This window comes from Mycobacterium sp. Panama NTM2, from assembly GCF_054355555.1.
Genome location: NZ_CM135953.1, coordinates 3,452,990 through 3,470,713 on the forward strand (window position 1 = coordinate 3,452,990; position 17,724 = coordinate 3,470,713).

At 69.7% G+C, this 17,724-nt stretch carries 18 protein-coding genes and 1 tRNA gene; 5 read left to right on the top strand and 14 right to left on the bottom strand.

All coding sequences use genetic code 11. The features are described 5' to 3' along the window. Positions 1 to 23: 23 nt before the first annotated feature. The 5 genes from ACXYX3_RS16275 to ACXYX3_RS16295 form a co-directional block, all read right to left on the bottom strand. Complete coding sequence (locus tag ACXYX3_RS16275; protein WP_241205876.1) at positions 24 to 188, bottom strand: DUF7160 family protein; 165 nt, start codon at positions 186 to 188, stop codon at positions 24 to 26. A gap of 45 nt (positions 189 to 233) precedes the next feature. After that, positions 234 to 950, bottom strand: coding sequence for a hypothetical protein (locus ACXYX3_RS16280; protein ID WP_458608217.1), 717 nt, complete (start codon positions 948 to 950; stop codon positions 234 to 236). Continuing rightward, positions 947 to 2,140 (bottom strand): zinc ribbon domain-containing protein, encoded by a 1,194-nt coding sequence (locus ACXYX3_RS16285; RefSeq protein WP_458608218.1) that lies wholly within the window; start codon positions 2,138 to 2,140, stop codon positions 947 to 949. Before ACXYX3_RS16285 ends, ACXYX3_RS16280 begins: the two co-directional genes overlap by 4 nt. Further along, the gene (locus tag ACXYX3_RS16290) at positions 2,137 to 3,717 is read right to left on the bottom strand and encodes a S53 family peptidase (protein WP_458612114.1); all 1,581 of its coding nucleotides are present in this window, start codon (positions 3,715 to 3,717) and stop codon (positions 2,137 to 2,139) included. The genes ACXYX3_RS16285 and ACXYX3_RS16290 overlap by 4 nt, the downstream gene beginning before the upstream one ends. A gap of 63 nt (positions 3,718 to 3,780) precedes the next feature. Continuing rightward, positions 3,781 to 4,074 carry a hypothetical protein gene (locus ACXYX3_RS16295; protein ID WP_458608219.1) on the bottom strand — a complete coding sequence of 98 codons (294 nt, stop codon included), beginning with the start codon at positions 4,072 to 4,074 and terminating at the stop codon, positions 3,781 to 3,783. Positions 4,075 to 4,340: 266 nt separating this feature from the next. Here ACXYX3_RS16295 and ACXYX3_RS16300 point away from each other — a divergent pair, with 266 nt between their 5' ends. Genes ACXYX3_RS16300 through ACXYX3_RS16310 form a run of 3 tightly spaced genes read left to right on the top strand, consistent with a single transcriptional unit; the run spans position 4,341 to position 7,047 of the window. Beyond that, a complete protein-coding gene (locus ACXYX3_RS16300; protein WP_458608220.1) occupies positions 4,341 to 5,159 on the top strand; it encodes an adenylate/guanylate cyclase domain-containing protein in 819 nt (272 codons plus the stop codon). A gap of 31 nt (positions 5,160 to 5,190) precedes the next feature. Continuing rightward, complete coding sequence (locus ACXYX3_RS16305) at positions 5,191 to 5,844, top strand: DedA family protein (RefSeq protein WP_458608221.1); 654 nt, start codon at positions 5,191 to 5,193, stop codon at positions 5,842 to 5,844. A gap of 24 nt (positions 5,845 to 5,868) precedes the next feature. Then, entirely contained in the window at positions 5,869 to 7,047 is a 1,179-nt protein-coding gene (locus ACXYX3_RS16310) for an MFS transporter (protein WP_458608222.1), read from the top strand. Here ACXYX3_RS16310 and ACXYX3_RS16315 read toward each other — a convergent pair. The 8 genes from ACXYX3_RS16315 to ACXYX3_RS16350 all read right to left on the bottom strand — a co-directional run bounded on the left by ACXYX3_RS16315 (position 7,028) and on the right by ACXYX3_RS16350 (position 15,174). Further along, complete coding sequence (locus ACXYX3_RS16315; protein WP_458608223.1) at positions 7,028 to 7,804, bottom strand: SDR family NAD(P)-dependent oxidoreductase; 777 nt, start codon at positions 7,802 to 7,804, stop codon at positions 7,028 to 7,030. The two genes, ACXYX3_RS16310 and ACXYX3_RS16315, sit on opposite strands and share 20 nt — an antisense overlap. A gap of 56 nt (positions 7,805 to 7,860) precedes the next feature. Beyond that, a complete protein-coding gene (locus ACXYX3_RS16320) occupies positions 7,861 to 8,286 on the bottom strand; it encodes a PPOX class F420-dependent oxidoreductase (RefSeq protein WP_458608224.1) in 426 nt (141 codons plus the stop codon). Between the two features lie 43 nt (positions 8,287 to 8,329). Then, positions 8,330 to 8,403 (bottom strand) — tRNA-Ile (locus ACXYX3_RS16325). Between the two features lie 109 nt (positions 8,404 to 8,512). Continuing rightward, positions 8,513 to 9,355, bottom strand: a complete 843-nt coding sequence (locus tag ACXYX3_RS16330) for a carboxymuconolactone decarboxylase family protein (protein WP_458608225.1) — start codon at positions 9,353 to 9,355, stop codon at positions 8,513 to 8,515. A 10-nt stretch (positions 9,356 to 9,365) separates the two neighbouring features. Beyond that, entirely contained in the window at positions 9,366 to 10,739 is a 1,374-nt protein-coding gene (locus tag ACXYX3_RS16335; RefSeq protein WP_458608226.1) for a metallopeptidase TldD-related protein, read from the bottom strand. Further along, positions 10,736 to 12,253, bottom strand: a complete 1,518-nt coding sequence (locus tag ACXYX3_RS16340; RefSeq protein ID WP_458608227.1) for a TldD/PmbA family protein — start codon at positions 12,251 to 12,253, stop codon at positions 10,736 to 10,738. Before ACXYX3_RS16340 ends, ACXYX3_RS16335 begins: the two co-directional genes overlap by 4 nt. Before the next feature lie 18 nt (positions 12,254 to 12,271). After that, positions 12,272 to 13,177 (bottom strand): CbiQ family ECF transporter T component, encoded by a 906-nt coding sequence (locus ACXYX3_RS16345; RefSeq protein ID WP_458608228.1) that lies wholly within the window; start codon positions 13,175 to 13,177, stop codon positions 12,272 to 12,274. Beyond that, positions 13,105 to 15,174, bottom strand: coding sequence for an ATP-binding cassette domain-containing protein (locus tag ACXYX3_RS16350; protein WP_458608229.1), 2,070 nt, complete (start codon positions 15,172 to 15,174; stop codon positions 13,105 to 13,107). Before ACXYX3_RS16350 ends, ACXYX3_RS16345 begins: the two co-directional genes overlap by 73 nt. 66 nt (positions 15,175 to 15,240) lie before the next feature. Between ACXYX3_RS16350 and ACXYX3_RS16355 the strand changes: the two genes are divergently transcribed. Continuing rightward, positions 15,241 to 15,678 carry a MarR family winged helix-turn-helix transcriptional regulator gene (locus ACXYX3_RS16355; RefSeq protein WP_458608230.1) on the top strand — a complete coding sequence of 146 codons (438 nt, stop codon included), beginning with the start codon at positions 15,241 to 15,243 and terminating at the stop codon, positions 15,676 to 15,678. Between the two features lie 61 nt (positions 15,679 to 15,739). Beyond that, positions 15,740 to 16,951: an MFS transporter gene (locus ACXYX3_RS16360; protein WP_458612115.1), complete on the top strand. Its 1,212-nt coding sequence runs from the start codon at positions 15,740 to 15,742 to the stop codon at positions 16,949 to 16,951. 4 nt (positions 16,952 to 16,955) lie between these two features. Here the strand turns inward: ACXYX3_RS16360 and ACXYX3_RS16365 are convergent, their stop codons facing one another. Then, positions 16,956 to 17,678 (bottom strand): VIT1/CCC1 transporter family protein, encoded by a 723-nt coding sequence (locus ACXYX3_RS16365; RefSeq protein WP_458608231.1) that lies wholly within the window; start codon positions 17,676 to 17,678, stop codon positions 16,956 to 16,958. Positions 17,679 to 17,724 lie beyond the last annotated feature (46 nt).

Here is a 17,724-nt window from a genome sequence, read left to right on the forward strand (position 1 = left end):
TGCCGGCAGCCCCGCGCGGGGTCTCATGCGTCGGACAGCCAACCGTACTGACGGCCGCAGTTGGCGCAGTCGACGTCGAGAAACCAGCGGGTCACCCGATCGGAGCCCGCCGACCAGGTGGGCTGAGACGAGACGACCGGAGCCGCGTGACCGCACTTACCGCACATCGCTTCGGTGGGGGCGCTCACTCCACGAACGTAACCGCTGGTAGCGCTCTTGACCAGACGATTGCGTCAACGCGGTGGATCGCCGCGCCACGCAAAACTGTTGACGTATTTGCCCATATCCAGTGCCAGCTGCACGTTGGCCCCTGAGGGTTTGCCGGGTCCGAAGTCCGGCCCGAATGGGTGGTAGGGGCCGACGACGGAGGCGATCAGCGCGAGATCGTTCTTCACCGCGGCCATGACGAGCACCCGCATATGGGTGTAGCTGCTCGTGGAGCCCTGCGGGAAGTAGTCGATCGCTTCGCCGAAGCCGGGCTGGTAGCCGACCATCGTGTTGGGGATCTCGTAGACGACGCGTCCGTCGGGGACGTGTTGCGCCGTCAGGTCGTCGACGACCTGACGGGCCGACCTGCCGCCGGCCGGCTGGCTGAACAGCCGGAGCGTGCCGCCCTCCCCTCCGGTGAAGTCGGCGACGACGCCGTCATCGCCGTTGGTGATGCGGTACGACGACCCCGCCGCCGGGTACGACACCGAGAACGAGCCGTCCGGCGCGGTGAACCGCGGATTGATCGCCACCGGGGTGCCGGTGGGTGGGCGACCACACTCGGGCGGACACACGAAGCGCACCGGCGGTGACGTCGTTCGCAAGGAGATCACGGCGAGCACCGCACCGACGAGTACCACCGGAAAGAGCCACAGCAGCAGGACCATTCGGCGCGACGGGCGGCGCACCGCCGCGGCGCGGCCGCCCGCGGCATAGCCGGGAAAGAAGGTGGTGGTGGTCAAGACGGTTCGCCGTCGGTGTCGACGCGCTGAGGTCGATCGGTGCGGCGCTGCGAGCGGGATGACCGCGACGACGCACGAGCGGCCACCCCGCACACCGGGCAGAACGCCATGTCGGGCACCACGTGACCGCAGTGCTCGCACAGCACCGGCTCATCAGCGACCGTCTCGTCATGCGCCTCGTGCAGCAGCGCCAGGTGCAGGCTGAGGCGCAGCAGGAGCAGCGCCGCTGCGGCCACCACGGCATAGAGGGCCAGCATCAGCCACTGCCGTGAGCGAGAGACGTCGACCATCCCGAGCGCGACGGACAGCGCGAGCACCGCGACCGCGAACGCCACCATCACGAAGCGGACCACGCCCGGGCGTTGATCTTTCTTACTCTCGGGGCGGGTGAACCACAGCGCCACGCCGACCAGACCACCGGTGGCCGCGGCGATCAGCGGCGCCGCGACACCCCGGATGCCGGCCTCCACCAGATAGAACGTGAGCGGTGCGTCACTGACCAGGCCGGTGTCCAGCTGCGGCACCAGCCGCGTCATCATGGCCGCACCGGTGAAGCTCAGCGCTCCGAGCGCGCCGATCATGAAGCCTTCCAACGACTCTCGGGTCGGCGGGCCGAGTAGACGGACGACGGTCACGGGCACCAGCATCAGGATCGCGCCGGCGAGCGGCAGCGCGGCGCCTTCCTGGAGCATCTGCGCGCCACTCATCCCCACCCCCACGGCAGCACCGGAGGGGCGGTCGAAGGCCGCGCCGGCCACGAGCACGAACCCGACGCCGAGCACCACCCCGAGCCCGACCGTCAACGCAAGGATCCGCGTCGGCAGATCCCGCAACGCGTCCGCCTCGCGCAGGTAGACGACGAACAGCGCGGGCAGGCCCAGCACACCCACCGAGATCAGGGCCGCCGGCATCCGTAGCAACGCAAAAGCCACCAGAGCGACCAGCATGACGCCCAGCGCAACTCGGAACGCGCCGCGGTGTGCCAGATGCGGGAACAGCGAACTCAGCAGCGACGGCGACAGCACGTTCTCACCGGGTGCGGCACCGAAATTGCGGATGCGCAACCAGTCCGGCCCCTCCCACTTGCGGGGCGTCAGATGGCACCCGCAGAGTCCGCAGAACTCGCCGTCTGGGACGTCGACCCGGCAGATCCGGCACTCGGTGGTCGGGAAGGGGCTGTCGTCGGTCATGAGTTCTCCTGTTGCACATCCGCGACGTCACGCACGAGGTTGTCCACCCGCGGGGTGCCGAGACCGGTGACCAGGTCGTAGCCGGGTGCGGCGTCGTCGACTGCGTTGCCGCCCAGCGTGACATCGCGGAAGGCCGGCAACCGCGCACCGGCGGCGATCCGGTACAGCAGCGGGTTGAGATCGCCCAGCGGGCGTCCTCCGGTGGAGAGCAGGTAGTCGTTCATCACCGCGGCCAGACCCGCCCAGATGGGCGCGGCCTGCGAGGTGCCGCCGCCGATGGTCGGCTGGCCGTCCAGGATGAAGCTCACCCCCGTGAAGGGGTCGGCCACCGCGGACACATCGGGTGTCAGCCGCTTGCCGGTGGCGCGATCGGCGGGGACGGCGCCTTCGACACCGCGCTGCCACGGCGGCAGGTCGAACAGTTCCGAGACGCCGCCGCTGGTGCCCAGCGACAGCGGTACGTCGAACCAGGCCTGCTCCCCCAGCCACGCGCCGGTGGCCGCGGTGGACAGCGTGGTGCCGCCGACGTTCACCATCTCAGGAAGGGACGCAACGGAATTGAGGCCGATGCTGTCCTGCTCGGGCGCCGACGACCAGTCGTCGCCGCTCTTGCACTCCAGACCGGCAAGGTCCCCGTTGGCCATGAACGCGGTCGTGCCCCGACCCGTGGCGGCGACCAACGCCGACTGCGCGGGCGCGAGATCGGTTGCGGTGAGCAGCTTGTCGCACCCCCAGCTGATGGAGAAGCTCCAGATCGCGCCGGGGAACTGCCGATCGACATCGGCCATCATCTGCCCGATCTTGACGTATGCGCCGTCACCCTCCACCGAGTTCCGCGCGTTGATCACGATCTTGCGGGCATCGGGGGCGATGGCGTGCACGACCGACAGGTCCATCGTGGTTTCTGCGCTCGGCTCGTCGAACGGTCCGCCGATCACCGTCGGCGTCAACGCGGGCAGGTTGTTGCGCGTGGTGAACTCGTCGAGGTCGGACTGCCGGAAGCCGCCGAAGGCGAAGACGGCGACCGTCTGCCCCTTGCCGGTGTGGCCGTCGGCGAAGAGCCGGTCGGACTCGTAGGTGGCGCGCAACGCCGTAGGCGTCAAACCGAATTCGGGCACGTCCAAGGGAAGGTCCCGCGGCTGGTTGTCCCGGAACGGCGTGTAACCGAGGAGGCGGCCGACGGAACCGACTTCCACGGTCACCGCGTCGGGAACGGCGGGTTGACGACGCGAGGCGTAGAACACCGTCCCGTGCCGTTCCCGATAGTCGTGGACGTCGACGCGGAAGGCCCGGGCCATGGCTTGGGCTCCGCCTTCCACGACCGCCCAGCGCTGCCCCGGTTGCCACTGCACGGACAACTCGTGGTCGTCGGCCCACTGCGTCAGGGAGACGGGGGCAACGGCATCACGCAACTCGACGACGACTTGTGCGGAGCGGTCGTGCGAGGGCCCGAGATCGACCGAATGGGCGAGAAGGGCGGCATACGGCCCGCCGATCAGCTGCCCTGGCCCACCGGCAGGGGTCGGCCGCACCGGGGCGACACTGGTGGTGAGGAGTACGAGGACCCCCACCACCAGTGCCGTCAAGCCCGCGACGCGGAATGCAGGCGTACGAACATCAGTGAGGATGGCTCACCACTGTCACTGTGGTGCGCGGGGCGCCCCCGGGTTCCTGCCGTTGTCGTTCGCGTTCGGAGGAATCGAGGTGAACGGGTTACCGCCGGCGGTGCGGGGCACGTTCTCCGTCGGCGACGCCGGGGGCGGCGTAGCCGGGGTGGTGGCCGGCGGGGTGGTCGTCGTCGTGGTCGTCGTCGTGGTGGTGGACGTCTCCGGGGCGTTGCCCTCGTTGGAGCTACACCCCACGGCCAGCCACGTCATCGCCGAGAGGGCGACACCGCCGGCGACCAGCGAGAAGCGACTGGTCCTTGATCTCATTCTGCGTTCCCATCTGTTCGTCGAGCCGCATGCTGTCCCAGATTCCCGGGTAGCGACTAGATCTTCACATTTTGCCGTCGTCTCGACCAGCGCAGGAGCGTTTTCCTGTGCAGCCGCTGTCAGCCAGCGCCCCGTAGAACGTCGCTGACGGTGGAACTCATCCCGGGACGGCGCGCGGGCCGTCCCGATGACGTCGTCGTCACGGTCATTGGTGTCGGCGACACCGCGAAGCGTTACGCCGTGTCGACCGTCGCCATACTGAGGGCGTGCAGATCGCGCTGGTGGTCCTGACGACGATCCTGTCGGCGGCGGTGATCACCCTCGGCGTGCTGCTCATCGTGGCGCGCCGCCAACTCGCGAGTGCCCGGAAGGAGTTGCGGCGTAGTCGTGAAGGCCTTCCGGCGGGCAGACCCAGGAGAAAGCCCGGGGTGGCTCCGCTGGCAGTCAGAACGGTCACGCACACGCTCAAGAGCGCCGACGCGCTGATCCGCCACGGCATCGTCGGCACCGTCCGCAGTTCGGTCGACGACCTGGCCGCGTGGGCGCGCGTCGAGCGGCCGGACCTGGCCCGCCTGACCGCCGACGGTCGGGTCGTCCTGATGTTCTCCGACATCGAAGGTTCCACGGAACGCAACGAATCGCTCGGGGACCAGGGGTGGATGAAGGTGCTCGAGCGGCACAACCGCCTCGTGGAACGCATGGTCGCCGACCATCGCGGCTACGTCGTGAAGAACCAGGGAGACGGTTTCATGATCGCCTTCTCCGCACCCGCCGATGCGGTGCGGTGCAGCCTCGCGATCCAGCGGGCGCTGCGCGAGAGCGCCGAGCGGTACGACGGCATCCGGGTCCGGATCGGCATCCACGTGGGTACGTCGGTGCGGCGGGGTGATGATCTGTTCGGCCGCAACGTCGCGATGGCGGCGCGCATCGCCGATCTGGCGTCCGGAGGCGAGATCCTGGTCAGCGACGACGTGCGGGAGTCGGTGGCCGGCGCCGACGGCATCGCGTTCGACGATCCCGTCGAGGTCGATCTGAAGGGGCTGCGCGGCACCCAGTCGGTGTCCTCGGTCCGCCTCGTGCCGTGAAACCCCAGGCCGCCGTGACACACTCCCGGGCATGAACGTCGAGGCCATCCTGCAGACGATCCCGCCGATCGCGGTGTATCTGGTCGTCGGCGCCATCATCGGCGTCGAGAGCCTCGGCATCCCGCTGCCCGGCGAGATCGCCTTGGTCAGCGCGGCGCTGCTGTCGTCGCGGCACAGCCTCGACATCAGCCCGGTGGGCGTCGCGGCGGCGGCCGCTCTGGGTGCCATCGTCGGCGACACCATCGGCTATTCGATCGGACACCGCTACGGGATGTCGCTGTTCGAACGGCTCGGCACCCGCTTCCCCACGCACTTCGGGCCCGGACATGTCGCGCTGGCCAAGGGACTGTTCCAGAGATGGGGCGTCTGGGCGGTGTTCTTCGGCCGGTTCATCGCGCTACTGCGGATCTTCGCGGGCCCGCTGGCCGGTGCGATGCGGATGCGCTACCCGAGGTTTCTCGCCGCCAACGCCGGCGGCGCCCTGGTGTGGGCAGGAGGAACCGTCGCCGTCATCTACTACGCGGGCATGGCCGCCGAGCGCTGGCTCTCACGGTTCTCCTGGATCGCTCTCCTCGCCGGGATCGTCATCGGCATCGGCGCGACACTGCTGATGCGCGAACGGACCTCACGTCTGATCGCGCAGCTGGAGGCCGAGAACGATTGGGAGACGCTGCGCCGGCACTAGCGCCGGCGTGAGAGCCCGACCATCGTGAACACCGCCGAGTATCCGCGCCACCGCTACCGGCCGCTCTATGCGGCCGGGTTCGTCACTGCCTTCGGGGCGCATTCCATCGCCGCCAATCTGGGGACGTATGGACAGCAGCAGCAGGCCAGCCTGCTCACGATCGGACTGCTGCTCGCCGTGTACGACGTTGCCGAGGTCATCCTGAAACCGGTCTTCGGCACACTGGTGGATCGAGTGGGGCCGCGCCCCGTTCTCATCGGTGGCCTGATCGGATTCGCCTGCGCCTCAACAGCATTCGTCGCCGCCGGCGATCCCGCGCTACTCGGCGTGGCGCGCTTCGGCCAGGGGGCCGCCGCGGCGGCGTTCTCCCCCGCGGCGTCCACCCTCGTGGCCCGACTCCAGTCACCCGGCGGTCACGGGCGACGGTTCGGCAGCTACGGAGCGTGGAAAGGGTTGGGGTACACGCTGGGACCGCTGCTGGGTGGGGCGCTGGTGACCGTCGGCGGGTACACCACGCTGTTCGCCTGCCTCGGCGGGCTCGCTGTGATCGTCGCCGCCTGGGCCGCGTGGGTGGTTCCCCGGGTCGAGCCGTTGCCGCGGCGGCGTTCCACCGTGGCGGATCTGGCCCGTCGTCTCACCCGGCGCGCATTTCTCGTGCCCACCCTGGTGCTCGCCGCGTCGACCGCTGCGCTGTCGATCGGCGTGGGTTTCTTCCCGATTCTCGCCGCGTCGGCCGGAGCCAGCGCGGTGCTCAGCGGAGCGCTGGTATCCCTGCTGTCGGGCTGCGCGGCGTTCTCCCAACCGTGGGCGGGCCGCGCGCTGGATGCCCGTCGCGTCAGCTACCGGGCGGGCGCCGTCGCGGGATCGGCCGTCTGCGGTGCCGGCTTCCTGCTGGCGGGGCTCGTGGAAGGTCCGGCCGGGCTGACCGTCGGCGCCGTCGCGATCGGACTGGGCGCGGGTGTGCTGTCCCCACTCGGTTTCGCGGCCCTGGCCGCGTCGGCGCCGCCGGAACGGCTCGGCGAGACCATGGGGTCGGCCGAGGTCGGTCGTGAACTCGGGGATGCCGGCGGCCCGCTGCTGGTGGGCGCCGTCGCCGCCGCAGCCACGCTCGGGGTGGGATGCGTGGCCGCGGCGGCGCTCATGGCCGGCGTGGCCGCCCTCTCGGCGGCGGCGAAGGACTGGCCTACTTCGGGGGCATCCTGATGCCGCCGTCGACGCGGACGACTTCGGCGTTCATGTAGGAGTTGGTGATCAGTTCGACCACCATCGACGCGAGCTCTTCGGGCTTGCCGAGCCGGCGCGGGTAGAGGACGGACTCGCCGAGCTTGGCCTTGAACGCCTCCGAGTCCGGACCTTCGCCGTAGATCGGCGTGTCGATCAGGCCGGGAGCGACGGTGTTGACGCGGATACCGACCGCGGCGAGGTCGCGGGCGACGGGCAAGGTCAATCCGACGACGCCACCCTTCGACGAGGAGTACGCCGCCTGACCGATCTGGCCGTCGAAGGCGGCCACGCTGGTCATGTTGACGATGGCGCCGCGCTCACCGGAGTCGGTGAGGTCGAGCCGGCTCATCGCGGTGGCGGCGAGGCGAATGCAGTCGAAGGTGCCGACGAGGTTGATCGCGAGCACCTTCTTGTAGGCGTCGAGGTTGTGCGCCGAGGAGAACTCGCCGTCCTTGCCGATAGTCCTTTGCGCCCAACCGATTCCGGCGGAGTTGACGAGGGTGCGCAGCGGTCCCAGGTCGACAGCGGTGTGGACCGCGTCTTTGATCTGGGAGGTGTCGGTGACGTCGACGCTGACGTACGCGCCGCCGATCTCGTGTGCCAGTTCCTGTCCACGCTCGGCCTGCAGGTCGGCGATGACGACGCGAGCCCCCTTCGATGCGAGGAGGCGGGAGGTGGCGGCGCCGATGCCTGAGGCTCCGCCGGTGACAATTGCGCTGGTTCCGTTGACGTCCACAGCCGGAGTGTAGGACAGGTGTCGAGAAGCCGATCGCGAGACACCCGCCGGGAGCGCTACCCCGACTTCGAGTTCACCTGCTGGGGCGTGATTCGCAGGGCCACCCTCGGCTTTCGACCCCGGGCGAGGATCGCTTCGATGGTGGTGATGACACGAAATTGGAGGCCGTACTTGCGACGGATGAGCTGCTCGACGCCGGCCACCGCCGCCGGTGATTCCTCGACGACGGCAGTGCCCAGCAGTTCGGGGTCGACCGGATCGACCTTGCCCATGCGGCTCGAGCGAATGACCACGACGCGCGGGTCGCGCCGCACCCGTTTGACCTTCCAGGCGTCTGACGGCGTCCAAACCACCAGGTCGTCGCCGTCAGAGGCGATCCACATCGCGGAGCCGACGGGAGTGCCGTCCCGTTTGTAGGTCACCAGTGAGACGAACTGCGTCTCGCCCAGGCGCTTGGCGAGCGCTGCCGCATCGTCCTGCATGCGGTCGACCCTACTGACGCCAGGCCCGTGACATCCGATTGTGTAGGGCGGGCGGGGCTCGAACCCGCGACCAATGGATTATGAGTCCACGGCTCTAACCGACTGAGCTACCGCCCCGTGCGCCGCACCATGGTCGCATACGGCCGCCGAGTGCACGGAATGTGATGCCCGCACTCGCAGGATGCATCAAACTCCGTGCAGTCGGGCGCCTTGAGCACACGCGCGCTCACGCGAAGACGGTCTGCCCCGTCTCGTCGACTTCGTAGCGTTCGGTGCCCTCGGTGACCCGCGGTGCGTCGGCGCCCAGCGCCACGGCGATCTTGTTGGCCGCGTTGCGCATCACGTCGAGGGTCAGCTCGAACGCCTGCTCCTCCGAGAAGTGCTCGTGGACGCCCGCCACGATGCGCTCGCCGATCTCCGAGGGCGTCCATATCAGCGCATCGACATAGCGCAGGGCCGCTTTGTGCGCATCGGACAGGTCGGCCGCGGCCTCGAAGTCCTCGATCTGCCGGTACATGTTTTCGGACCCGCCCTCGTCGAGCGCATGAGTTTCCCGCAGCGATCGGCACAGCCGGCAGTTGTGCGCGGCCGCGCCGCGCAGCCGTACCACCTCCGTGGTCACTGCGTCGAGGTCGCGCAGCCGCGCGACCGCCGGGACGAAACCGCCCAGCAGTGCGTCGACCGGATCCCCGTCGGGATTCCACGCCACCTCCGACACGACCCCCGGCGCACCGAGTCCGAGCGCGTCGCATCCGGCCCACACGCGTGGCACGAAGTCGGCGATGAACACCGATACCACGAAGCGAAACGCCCTGTCTCCGTAGGCATTCACGAAGCACTGTCGCTGGTTGTCGCCCACTCCGGTGACGTCGGTGCTGAACTGTTCGGCGAACGCGGCCAGCACCGTCTCCTCCTCGGAGTGCCCGTCGATGAGGTCCACCGGGACGGGCAACGGTGACAGCGAGAGCGCCCGCCCGCACGTCAGCCGGATCACGGTGTCGGCGCGGCTGTCCCCCGAGGACAGCGCGACGAGCTCGGCCAGCCGTTCGGGCAGCGCGCGGTCGCTCACCCCGGTGAGCTTATTGCGCCTGACTGACCGAGGACATGTGAAAGTCCGGAATTCGCAGCGACGGCATCTGCGCCCGGGTCGCCCAGTCGCCCCACTCGCGCGGCAACGTCACCTCGCTGACGCCGGCCTCGGTGGCCCGGCGCAGCAGATCCAACGGGCTCTCGTTGAACCTGAAGTTGTTCACCGCGGCGGTGACCTCGCCGTCCTCGACCAGATACACCCCGTCCCGGGTCAGGCCGGTCAGCAGCAGCACCGACGGGTCGACCTCGCGGATGTACCAGAGCGTGGTCAGCAGCAGCCCACGCTCGGTGGCCGCGATCATCTGAGCCAGGGAGTCCCCACCGCCGGTCATCAGCAGATTGTCGGCTCCCACCGCGACGGGCGCATCGAACTCAGCCGCCGCGGCGCGGGGATAGGCGAGCGCGTTGATCACTCCGTCGCGCAGCCAGTCGACCCGATCGATCGCCATGCCGTTGTCGAACACCGAGACCCGGTCCGACGACGTCGCGGCCGCCACGTACGGCGCACACTCCAGACCCGGCGCGTGCGGATCCGAGAACAGCGTCAGCGGGAGATCGGTCAGCCTCTCCCCCACGCGTGTCCCGCCGCCCGGGGCCGACAACGCCGAGCGGCCCTCCTGTGCGCCCCGACCGCCCATCGTCCAGGCCAGGTAGATCATCAGATCCGCCACGGCCGAGGGCGGCAGCACGGTCTCGTAGTGGCCCGCGGGCAGGTCGACGGTGCGATGCGCCCACGACAACCGGGTGTCCAGTTTCGCCAGCAGCGCATCGGTCGCCACGTTCGCGAAATCCGGGGTGCCCACCCCCGCCCACGCGCTGGCCCCGTCCCGCTTGGCGTTGATCTCCACCGAGCCGGTGGGCTGGGTGAAGCGCCGGCGCACACCACCGGAGGTGGCCACGAAGGTCGTCTCGACGACGTGACGGGCATACCCGAACAGCGTGTCGCGGCCGCGGAATCCGCGGGCCAGGTCGCGGGCGACGCCGGCGAAGACGTCGGCGCCCGTGTCCGGGATCGGGGCATCCCAGTCGGCCGGCGCGTCGGTGCCGGGCAACGCTGCGGCGTTGTCCCGCGCGGCGGGTGCCGCCGCGGCCGCCCGCTGCGACGACGCGACGAGCCCGGCGATCACCGACGGATCGACGGCGCTCGAGCGCACGGAGCCCACATGGGCGTGTTCGCCGCGGCGCACGATGGAGATCACCGTGGTGGTGCGGGCGGTGGATTCGCCGTTGGTGGTCATGGTGTTGTTGGCCCACCGCAGCGACGCCTCGACGCGGTCGGTGACCACGACGGTGGTCTCGTCGGCTCCGCCGAGGCGGGTCGCCTCGGCCAGCGCCGTCTCGACCACCTGCTGCGCGCTGATCATCGCGTGCCCTCGTCGCGGGTGTTGAGCACGTTGATGCCTCGGAACAGGGCCGACGGGCAGCCGTGGCTGACGGCCGCCACCTGACCGGGTTGGGCCTTGCCGCAGTTGAACGCACCCCCGAGGCGCCACGTCGACTGCCCGCCAACCGCTTCCATAGCACCCCAGAAGTCGGTGGTGGTCGCCTGGTAGGCGACGTCGCGGACCTGCCCGTCGAGTGCTCCGTCGCGGATCCGGAAGAAGCGCTGACCGGTGAATTGGAAGTTGTAGCGCTGCATGTCGATCGACCAGCTCTTGTCACCGACGATGTAGATGCCGTCCTCCACCCGCGCGATCAGCTCATCGGTGCTGACATCCTCGGCGGCCGGCTGTAGCGACACGTTGGCCATCCGCTGGATCGGCACGTGATGGGCCGAGTCGGCGTAGCTGCAACCGTTGGAGCGGCCCACACCGAGCCGGGGAGCGAACACCCGGTCGAGCTGATACCCCACGAAGAGACCGTCGCGCACCAGATCCCACTTCTGCGCGCGCACCCCCTCGTCGTCGAAACCGACCGTCGCCAAACCGTATTCGGCGGTCCGGTCGGCGGTCACGTTCATCACCGGCGAACCGTAGATCATCCGGCCCAGCTTGTCGGGTGTCGCGAACGAGGTGCCGGCATAGGCCGCCTCGTAGCCGATGGCGCGATCGTATTCGGTGGCGTGTCCGATCGATTCGTGAATGGTCAGCCACAGGTTGGTCGGATCGATCACCAGGTCGGTGGGTCCCGCCACGACGCTGGGGGCCTTCACCTTCTCGGCCAGCAGCGCGGGCAGCGCGGCGAGCTCGTCGGTCCAGTTCCAGATGTCGTCGCCGGCAACGGCTTCCCACCCGCGCGCGGTCGGCGGCGCCAGCGTGGACATGGTCTCGAACGTGCCGGCCGCGGTGTCGACGGCGACGGCCTCGACGGTGGGCAGGATGCGCACCCGCTGCTGGGTGATCGACGAGCCGAAGGTGTCGGCGTAGAACGTCTGCTCCTTGGCCGCGTGCAGCCAGGCCGAGACGTGGTCCACGCCGTCGGAGGCGAGCAGCCGGCCCGCGTAGTCGCCGAGCACGGCGATCTTGTCCTCGGCGGGTACCTCGAACGGGTCGACGAGATAGGTCGACACCCACGTCATGTCGCGGTACACGGGTTCGGGGGCGAGTTCGATGCGTTCGGCGTTGAGCGGGGCGAGTGTCGTCGCGACGCGCACAGCCCGGCGGGCGGTGGCCGCGGCCGCCTCCGGGCTCAGCTCGGCGTGCGAGGCGAAACCCCACGCTCCGTCGACGATCACCCGGACCGCCAGACCGATCTCGCTGTTCACCACCGCGGTTTCCACGTCGTGGTCACGCAACGCGATGGTCTCGGTGGTGATCGCGTGGATGCGTAGATCGGCGTAGCTGGCTCCGGCCTGTGCTGCCGCGGCCAGTGCCGCGTCGGCCAGTGCCTGCCGGGGCAGCGCCAGGAAATCGGCGTCGATGGTGTGGGGCGCACTCACGCCCATCACCGTAGTGGGTCAGTTGCGGGCGCTACTGGTGGGAAGCACCGTCAGCTCGAGCGCGAGGGCGGCGCCGCACACCACGGCGACGATCGCGAAGGCCACCCAGTCGCGGCGGGCCGGGCGCGACGGCGCGGCCGAAATCTGTCCTGCGCCACCGCGTGCGGTGATCGCGTCGCCCATCTCGTCCGCGCGTCGCAGCGCCACGGTGATCGCGGCGGCCAGCAGATCGATCAGTTCCGCGGCCCACCGCTTGCCGCGGCCGCGCCGGTGGGCGTCGACATCCGGCGGACGCAGCCGGCGGGCGGCGTAGAGCACGCTGAACTCGTCGATCAGCATCGGAAAGGCCCTCAGCGACAACGCCAGTGCCACCGCCCAGTCGTCGACGGGGATCCGCAGCGGCCGTAGCGGACGTCCGAGAGCGGCGACGGCAGGGGCGATCTCGGCGACGTTGGTGGTCCACGAGACCATCGCGCCGAGGCCGAGCAGCACGATCGACAGCGCGGTGATGCGCAGGAAGTTGAGCAGGCCGCCGAATCCGATCTCCGTCGATCCGACGGACAGCACCGGGCTGCCTCCGGCGAACGTGGCGGTCAGGCCGCCCAGTGCGACGAGAAACCACAGGAACCGGGGAATCGAGGGCAGCACGCCGCGCGGGATGCGGGCGAGCCGGGCCGACACCGCGATCAGCACCGCGACCGCGGCGATGGGCAACCATCCCGGATAGAAGGTGAGGAGAACGCCGATGGCGGCGACGATGATCAGCTTCGCCCCCGCCCACAGCTCGTGGATGACGGTGCGCCCCGGCACCGGCCGCAGCAGCACGACCTGACGACGCGGGCGGGCGCCACTCATGCCAGACCCCCGGCCGTGGTGGGCGCGGTCGCCAGTTCCCCGTCGCGCAGGTGCAGGGTCCGCGGGCACAGACCCTCCAGGCCCGCGAAGTCGTGGGAGATGACGACGACCGTCAGCCGCCGACGGCGGCGCAGCTCCTCGAGCAGACGCACCAGTCCCTGGGCGGACGCGGCATCCAGGCCGGCCAGCGGTTCGTCGAGGATCAGCGCGCGCGGGGAGCGGGCCAGGAGCCCGGCGAGCACGACGCGCCGCATCTGTCCGCCGCTGAGCTGGTCGATGCGCCGCGCTGCCAGAGTCGGGTCCAGACCCACCGTGTTGAGGGCGTCGGTCACCTTCTGTTGGTCGTATTTGGAGAATCCGGCCAGCGAGGCTATCTCCAGCGCGACATGGCTGCGCATGAGCTGCAGCCGGGCCGCCTGGAACGAGATCGCCACAGCACCGACCTGTTCGGACACGGGCGTGCCGTCGAGCAGGCACGCGCCGTGGCTCGGCACGGTCAACCCGGCCATGATCCAGGCCAGGGTGGACTTCCCGGAGCCGTTGAGCCCGTGGATCAACACGCCGTCGCCCTCGTGCACCGAGAAGTCGATGCCGGTCAACGCGGTCTTGGCCCAGGGCGTGCCGTCGCCGTAGATGTGGCCGACGTCGCGCAGCTCGAGCACCGGCGGGCCCGCTCGATGATCGGCGTCGGCGGCGGGATCGGGGCGGGGTGCGTGCACCTCCGCGGTCTCGACCATCTCCGGTCCGCTCACGTTGTCGGCGTTGGCGCCGTTGCCCGACAGCGCCACCGTGCGATCGGCGGCTTCGGCCTCGTCGTTGTAATGGGTGATGTGCACCAGCGCCGTGCGGTGGGCCCGGGTCAGCCCGGACAACACCGACATGAGGCCGTCGCGCCCCTGTTGATCCACCATGCTGGTCACTTCGTCGGCGATCAGCAGCGCCGGCTCACGGGCCAGCGCGGCCGCCACGGCCAGGCGCTGGAGTTCACCGCCGGAGAGGCCTCCGGTGTCCCGTTCGCCGAATCCGTCGAGACCCACCTCGCCGAGCAGGCGGTCCACGTCGGGGCTCGTGCCCGGCGGCAGACCCCAGACCACGTCGTCGGCGACGCGGGTGCCGAGCACCTGACTCTCGGGGTGCTGCATCACCACGGCGGTGCCACCGCTCTTGCCGAGTCCGACGCTGCCCGGCCGCTCGATGGTGCCCGCACCGGGTTCGCGGCCGGAGAGCACGAGCATCAGCGTCGTCTTACCCGACCCGTTGGCCCCGGTGACCGCCACGTGCTCGCCGGGTTCGACGGCCATGGACACCGGCCCCAGCGCGTCGCGCTGGGTGCCCGGGTAGCGGAAGCGGACGTCGCGCAGCTGCAGCGGTACCGGACCGACCGGTCCGTTGTCGGCGGGAGTCTCGAGCTTGTGCACGTCGGGCACCCCCATCAGCCGCGCCATCACCCGGGACAGCGCCCACCAGCCGACCAGGCTCACCCAGGTGATCGAGAACACGCCCACGACGAAGAAGAGCAGCGGCCAATAGTGCAGTGCGGTCGCGAAATCCCGCTCGAGGCGCCCCGCGGCGTCTTCGAGCTGGGGGATCCGACGCATGATCGCGGCCACCCCGGTGACGTTCGCGGTGACGGAATCGAAGATGAGCGTGCGCAGGCGGCTCAGCAGCGCCAGGGCCCCCACGATGAAGACCCCGAAGATCGCGCCGGCGACGAGCGCGGAGGCCACCACGGTGGGGGTGCCGCGACCGCGCCGTTTGACGATCCCGGTCAACCCGCCGATGTAGGCGCAGTTCACCACGGTCATGAGCCCGCCCATCCCGGCGATCAGGAAGGCCACCAGGCCACCGGCCACCGTCGCGGTGAGCACGACCCGCAGCCGGTAGCGATAGGCGAGCAGCCCCATCGGCACCGTGCCGAGCAGCGAGAGGCCGGCGGCGAAGGGAACGACCACCGCGATGATGGCGATGGCCGCGCACAGCGCCGCCATCACCGCGGCCTGCGCCAGCTCGACCGGTTTCAGCGAGCCCGACCGTCGCGGCGTGCGCTGCGAGGCGGCCGAAGTCATTTCACGATTCTGCCAGTCGGCCCCCCGAGGTGGATTGCATAGGAATTCTATGCAATTATGGACGGCATGTCCTCCACACTCGGTTCCGACCTGCTTTCGGTGGTGGCACGGCTCAACCGCATGGCCAACCAGCGGGTTCGCATCCCACTCCCGTTTGCCCAGGCCCGCCTGCTGTCCACGATCGACGACCGCGGTGAAGCGCGGATCTCCGATCTGGCCGCGCTGGATCACTGCTCGCAGCCCACGATGACCACACAGGTGCGCCGCCTCGAGGACGCCGGCCTGGTGACGAGAACCACAGATCCGCACGACGCACGGGCCGTCCTGATCCGGATCACCGAGCACGGCAAGGACACCCTGCGTCAGGCGCGCGCCGATCGCGGCGCCGCCGTCGACCCCTATCTCGAACGGCTCAGCGAGGCCGACCGAGCCTGCCTCACCGAGGCCGTGCGCGTGATGCATCGCCTGATCGACGACGCCACGTCCGCCGCGGTGTCGCACTGATCTCCCCACTGTCATCCCACTGATCGAAAGGAGTGGTTCGCCGGTGTCTGCCGACACACAGATGTGGCGCCAACCCAAGGCCGTCTGGGCCGTCGCCTTCGCGTCCGTCGTCGCGTTCATGGGGATCGGTCTCGTCGACCCGATCCTCAAGCCGATCGCCGACAACCTGAACGCCTCCCCATCGCAGGTCTCGCTGCTGTTCACCAGCTACATGGCCGTGATGGGCGTGGCAATGCTGATCACCGGCGTGGTGGCCAGCCGCATCGGACCCAAGCGCACGCTGCTGATCGGCCTGGTGATCATCATCGCCGGCGCCGGGCTGGCCGGACTCTCCGACACCGTGATGGGCATCGTCGGCTGGCGGGCGCTCTGGGGGCTGGGCAACGCCCTGTTCATCGCGACGGCGCTGGCGACGATCGTCAGTTCGGCGCGCGGATCGGTCGCCCAGGCGATCATCCTCTACGAGGCCGCACTCGGCCTGGGCATCGCCGTCGGCCCGCTCGTCGGTGGAGTACTGGGTGAAATATCTTGGCGTGGGCCGTTTTTCGGAGTGTCGGTCTTGATGGCCATCGCCCTGGTCGTGACCACGTTCCTGTTGCCCGCCACGCCACCCGCCGCGCGGGCCACCACGCTGGCCGACCCGTTCCGGGCGCTCGCGCACCGCGGGCTGCTCGGCGTCGCGGTCACCGCGCTGCTGTACAACTTCGGCTTCTTCACGCTGCTGGCGTTCACGCCGTTCCCCCTCGACATGGGCGCACAGGAGATCGGGCTGATCTTCTTCGGCTGGGGTCTGGCTCTGGCGTTCACGTCGGTCTTCGTCGCGCCGCGGCTCCAGCACCGCTTCGGCACCGTGCGCACACTGGTGATCAACCTGGTGCTGATGACCGCCACGCTCGCCGCGATGGCGGTGTGGACCGATCACAAGCCGATCCTGGCAGCCTGCGTCGTCGTGGCGGGCCTGTGGATCGGCATCAACAACACGCTGATCACCGAAACCGTCATGAAGGCCGCACCCGTGGAACGCGGTGTCGCCTCGGCCGCCTACAGCTTCATGCGGTTTTCCGGCGCCGCCGTCGCGCCGTGGCTGGCCGGCGTGCTCGGCGAGCAGGTCAGCGTCCACCTGCCGTTCTGGGTGGGCGCAGGCGCCGTGCTGCTGGCCGCGTTGGTGCTGACAATGACACGGACGCACCTGCGTCACATCGACGACGAGGAAACCGAGCTCGAGGAACTCACCGACGAGGCGCGCGCCGTCACCGTCGGCAACGAGAGCTGAGCGCTCAGGTCGCGGCGACGCCGATGAGGTGGCCGACGAGGTAGGTCGCGCCGATCGCGACCGCGCCGAACGCCAACTGCCGCGCCGAGCCGATGACCGGCGACCGACGGGTGATGCGGGCCGCCGCCGCGCCGGCCAGTATCAGCCCGAGGCCGCCGAAAGCCAGCCCGGCCCAGAGCGATTCGTAACCGAGCAGATACGGGATCAGCGGGATGATCGCGCCGATCGCGAACATCACGAACGAGGAGGCGGCCGCGAGCCACGGTGAGGGCTTGTCCTGCGGGTCGACTCCGAGCTCCTGGATCAGGTGAAAATTGATCGCCTTGTGATCGTCGCGGTGGATCTCCTCCGACGCCTTGGCCGCGGTCTCGGCGGACATCCCGAGCGAGACGAGCTTGGCCACCAGCTCCGCCTGCTCCGCCTCGGGCTGGCGCGCAAACGATTTCCGCTCCACGTGCACCTCGGAGTCGATCTGCTCGTTCGCCGTCGTGACCGAGGTGTACTCGCCGAGCGCCATCGAGAAGCTGCCGGCCAGCAGCCCCGCCACGCCGCTGATCACGACGGTGTGCGCCGAGGCGCTCGCGGCCACCCCGGCGATCAGCGCGGTGTTGCTGACCACGCCGTCCATCGCACCGAACGTGGCGGCGCGCAGCCACCCGCCGGTCACATCGGCGTGCCGATGGTCCTCGACGTGAATTCCTGCTGCGTCCCCCGGCGGCTCGGTCATGGCGATCATTCAACGCCGCGGCAGGGCGGCCCGGCAGAGCGGGTTC

Excerpts from the sequence above, each read along its gene's own strand:
- ACXYX3_RS16285 (WP_458608218.1), bottom strand. The coding sequence starts at position 2,140 with ATGACCGACGACAGCCCCTTCCCGACCACCGAGTGCCGGATCTGCCGG.
- ACXYX3_RS16335 (WP_458608226.1), bottom strand. The coding sequence starts at position 10,739 with ATGATCAGCGCGCAGCAGGTGGTCGAGACGGCGCTGGCCGAGGCGACC.
- ACXYX3_RS16295 (WP_458608219.1), bottom strand. The coding sequence starts at position 4,074 with ATGAGATCAAGGACCAGTCGCTTCTCGCTGGTCGCCGGCGGTGTCGCC.
- ACXYX3_RS16365 (WP_458608231.1), bottom strand. The coding sequence starts at position 17,678 with ATGACCGAGCCGCCGGGGGACGCAGCAGGAATTCACGTCGAGGACCAT.
- ACXYX3_RS16320 (WP_458608224.1), bottom strand. The coding sequence starts at position 8,286 with ATGCAGGACGATGCGGCAGCGCTCGCCAAGCGCCTGGGCGAGACGCAG.
- ACXYX3_RS16360 (WP_458612115.1), top strand. The coding sequence starts at position 15,740 with ATGTGGCGCCAACCCAAGGCCGTCTGGGCCGTCGCCTTCGCGTCCGTC.
- ACXYX3_RS16350 (WP_458608229.1), bottom strand. The coding sequence starts at position 15,174 with ATGACTTCGGCCGCCTCGCAGCGCACGCCGCGACGGTCGGGCTCGCTG.
- ACXYX3_RS16355 (WP_458608230.1), top strand. The coding sequence starts at position 15,241 with ATGTCCTCCACACTCGGTTCCGACCTGCTTTCGGTGGTGGCACGGCTC.
- ACXYX3_RS16305 (WP_458608221.1), top strand. The coding sequence starts at position 5,191 with ATGAACGTCGAGGCCATCCTGCAGACGATCCCGCCGATCGCGGTGTAT.